Genomic DNA, 3,596 nt, shown 5'->3' with positions numbered 1-3,596 from the left:
TCGGCCAAGTCCTGTTCGGGCAGACCGTGACCATCTCCGGCGATGTGATGCGCCAGTTCGACGCCCGCGCCATCGCGAATCCGAAGAAATGGGTGGTTTGGGAGGCCGAGGACGGCGGCGGCGGCGTGGTGCCGTTCCGCTATCGGCAACGCAACTTCGTCAACGCGCTGCAATGGGCCATCGGCCTCGAGATCTTTCTGCTGTCGGATGATCCGTGGCGCGTGTTCTTCACGACGGATCATCCCAACGGCGCACCCTTTACGGCCTACCCGGAGCTGTTCCGGCTGCTGATGGATCGGGACTATCGGGCGCAGTGGCTCACACGCATCAATCCCGCGGCGGCCGACGTGACGCTGCTGCGCCATCTGGAGCGGGAATATAGCCTGTACGAGATCGCGATCATGACCCGGGCCGCGCCTGCGCGCCTGCTCGGCCTGGCGGACAAAGGGCATCTCTCTCCAGGCGCCGTTGCCGACATCGCGGTCTACACGGAGCGCGAAGACAAGGCCGCCATGTTCCGACGGGCGGATCTGGTGCTGAAGGACGGACGCATCGTGGTAGAGGAAGGGCGGGTCGTCTGCCTGCCGCGGGGACGCACGCACGCGGTTGCGCCATCCTTCGACCCCGCGATCGAGCGCCCGCTCGGCGCCTATTTCGACCGCTATCACCTGGTTCGCATGGAGCACTTCGCGCTGCGCGCCGGGCACATGCCCGAGACCCTCGGCATGGACTTGGCCATCGAGCCGACCCCGGATGCCCGGTCGCCGGCCATTCCCTGACGCACCCTTTCACGAGCCCCCGGACAACAGCATGAGCGAGTTGATTCGCGAAGTGATTCTGACCACCCGCCGCGCCGACGGCGGCACGCATATCGCGCCGATGGGTGTGCGCACGCGCGGCGACGAGATTCTGATCGCGCCGTTCCGCCCTTCGGGCACGCTGCGTAATCTGCTGCGCGAGCGCACTGCGGTGATCAATCTGACCGACGATGCCCGGCTTTTCGCGGGTTGTCTCACCGGGCGGCACGACTGGCCGCTGGTGCCGGCGGAGCGGTTGGAGTGCGGGCGGCTGCGCGATGCGCTGGCGCACCAAGAACTCGTCGTGCAGAGGATCGAGGAGGACGCGCAGCGCCCGCGCATCTACTGTCGTGTCCTGCACGAGGCCAGCCACCGGCCCTTCGGGGGGCTGAACCGTGCCAAGGCGGCGGTACTGGAGTTGGCAATCCTGGTCAGCCGCCTGGAGATGTTGCCCCGGGACAAACTTGAGCGGGAGATGGCCTACCTGCGGATCGCGATGGACAAGACCGCCGGCCCCGACGAGTGGGAGGCCTGGACCTGGCTCGAAGAGCGGGTGTTGGCCTACGGACAGGAAAAATGCGCATGACGGGTATGCTGGCCAGCGTGCTCGACGTGGAGGAGGCCCTTCTGGCGCTGAGCGGCGGCGCCGACGTGATCGACTGCAAAGACCCGCGCCGCGGCGCATTGGGCGATCTGCCCGCGGCGACCATCACCGCCATCGTGGCCGCGGTCGGCGGCCGCCGACCGGTCAGCGCTACCGTCGGCGACCTGCCGACCGAGGCCGATGCGCTGGTGCCGGCGATCCGCCGGGTCGGCGAGACCGGTGTCGACTTCGTCAAGATCGGGGTCTTTCACCCTGTCGCACTGCCGGCGCAGCTGCCGGCCATGGCGCTGCTGGCGAGAGATTTTCGACTGATCGCGGTGTTGTTCGCCGACCGCGGCGTCGACCTGTCGGTGGTTCCCGTGCTCGCTGCCGCGGGATTCGCTGGCGTGATGCTGGATACCGCGGACAAATCCGAGGGCGATCTCCTCGATCACCTGTCGCTGCCGCTGGCTGCAGACTTCGTGGCGGCGGCACACCGCAACGGCTTGCTGGCCGGATTGGCCGGCAGTCTGCGTCGCGCCAGGGTTCCGGCAATGCTCGGGGTCGGGGCCGACTATCTCGGCTTTCGGGGCGCCTTGTGCGACGGCGTGCGCACGGGGCGGCTGTCCGCCGAGGCGCTCCGCGATATCCGCGCGCTGATCGCGGGCGACCTCCCGATCACCCGCGATGCCGCTTAGTAACGGTTCAGAAACAACTTAGCCATTCTGGTTCATCCCCCCTCTCCCCAACCCCTCTCCCGCGAGGGGAGAGGGGCTAAGCGCCGACGGTTGGTTGTGCCTCGCACGGCTCGGCACAACCTACGCCCTCTGGCTCTGTTTAAGGTATTGAAAAATATTAACTTTTAAATCGCGTCACCACAAAGGTCGGAAAAATCCCGGAGCCCGACACAACATGAAAATGACGCATGTCGCTCTGGACGCGGTTTAAAACAGATGCCGGCGCTTGTTCTCGGTCATCAGTGCGTACTGCAGCAGCTTGAGCTCGGCGTCCGGCATCACCGCGCCGCCATCGGCGTCGTTCAGCGTCCAGGCCCGCGCCGTCGCCGGCGCGACGCCGAGTTGCCGGGCGATGTCGTCGACGCCGAGCGCGTGGGCCTTCATGATCCCGCGCAGGATGAGGCTATTGTCGTGCATGGCGTCGCCCCGCGTCGGTGATCAGTAGTCTGTGATGACGACATCGGAGAGCCGGTTTGCGCGGATGTCCTCCAGCGAAGGCAGAAGCGCGTAGGGCACGAGATCCTGCCCCGAGAAGCTCTTGCGCGCGCGAACCCGCGCCAGCCACGCGGACAGGTCGGGGCGGGCGTCGATCAGTGCGCCTTCGCCGGCAATGCAAAGCAGATGGAGATAGGCCGTCCAGTGTACGTCGGCATAGCTGTAAGGCCCGATGATGTACTCGCGCCCGCGGAGCTGCGTGTCCAGCGCATCGAGCATCGGCAACAGCGCCGAGCGCGCCTCGGCAACGGCGTCGTCCGCCACCGCATGATCTTGCACGGCGGCTCCGGCATCGCCCAACGCCCCGACGACGACGGCATCGACGATCCGCTGCACCAGCGGCCCCGCATCGCTGCGGGCGATATCCACCCAGTATTCCTGACGCGCCAGCACTTCGGCATTGCGCGGCGGCATCCGATTGCCGAGCCCGCGGCCCTCGACGAAGCTGACGATGCCGAGGTCCCCGCAGACCTGGTAGTGCGCCTCCTTGAGTGCCGGCATCATCCCGCTCGGCGAGATGCGCAGATAGTCCTCGGAGCGTTGCTCGTCGGCGGCGATGTCGAGCACGCGGGTTTCCACTTCCAGGCCCTTTTCGGCGGCGATGATCAGGCACTTGAGCGTGTCGGCATCGGCCGGATGGCCGAGCAGCTGCATCACGTATTGGGTTTTTTTCAGGTCCCCTGCGGCACCGTAGCGGTCTTCGGCGTCCAGTGCCTTGGCGGCGCTTCCGAAGGCGAATAGGTCGGTCATGCTGTCGTCTCCGCGGTGGGTGGTCCGTCAGGCGACGGACTTGAGGCGTTTGTTCCGAATCTCGTCGAGGGTGGCCAGCACGTCGTAGGTCGCGCGTCCCGACGCCCCCTTGCGGGCTCGTATTCGCGTGAGCCAAGCGGCAAGCGCGGCGTGCGGGTCGAGCAAGCCCTGCTCGCCGCTCATCAGGCAAAGATGCACGTAGGCGGTCCAATGCACGTCGGCAAGCGAATACTG

General features: G+C 66.6%; 6 protein-coding genes. 3 read left to right on the top strand and 3 right to left on the bottom strand.

Translation table 11 applies throughout. The annotated features are described in order from the left end of the window. From GPT33_RS17935 to GPT33_RS17925, 3 genes are all read left to right on the top strand, one after another. Positions 1–779: amidohydrolase family protein (locus GPT33_RS17935; protein ID WP_296811785.1), on the top strand; the 779-nt coding region annotated here is incomplete at its 5' end. A gap of 31 nt (positions 780–810) precedes the next feature. Continuing rightward, on the top strand, positions 811–1,383 hold the full coding sequence (locus tag GPT33_RS17930; protein ID WP_296811782.1) for a DUF447 domain-containing protein: 573 nt from the start codon (positions 811–813) through the stop codon (positions 1,381–1,383). Then, complete coding sequence (locus GPT33_RS17925; RefSeq protein ID WP_296811779.1) at positions 1,380–2,078, top strand: (5-formylfuran-3-yl)methyl phosphate synthase; 699 nt, start codon at positions 1,380–1,382, stop codon at positions 2,076–2,078. The genes GPT33_RS17930 and GPT33_RS17925 overlap by 4 nt, the downstream gene beginning before the upstream one ends. A gap of 246 nt (positions 2,079–2,324) precedes the next feature. Here the strand turns inward: GPT33_RS17925 and GPT33_RS17920 are convergent, their stop codons facing one another. From GPT33_RS17920 to GPT33_RS17910, 3 genes are all read right to left on the bottom strand, one after another. Continuing rightward, positions 2,325–2,534, bottom strand: coding sequence for a hypothetical protein (locus tag GPT33_RS17920; protein ID WP_296811776.1), 210 nt, complete (start codon positions 2,532–2,534; stop codon positions 2,325–2,327). A 21-nt stretch (positions 2,535–2,555) separates the two neighbouring features. Further along, a complete protein-coding gene (locus tag GPT33_RS17915) occupies positions 2,556–3,362 on the bottom strand; it encodes a glutathione S-transferase family protein (RefSeq protein WP_296811773.1) in 807 nt (268 codons plus the stop codon). 27 nt (positions 3,363–3,389) lie between these two features. Then, on the bottom strand, positions 3,390–3,596 hold a 207-nt coding region (locus GPT33_RS17910), incomplete at its 5' end, for a hypothetical protein (protein WP_296811772.1).

It is taken from the genome of Thiocapsa sp. (assembly GCF_011390875.1).
GTDB lineage: Bacteria > Pseudomonadota > Gammaproteobacteria > Chromatiales > Chromatiaceae > Thiocapsa.
The sequence above is the reverse complement of the archived record's forward strand: the minus strand, read 5'-3'. Positions and strand labels throughout refer to the sequence as shown.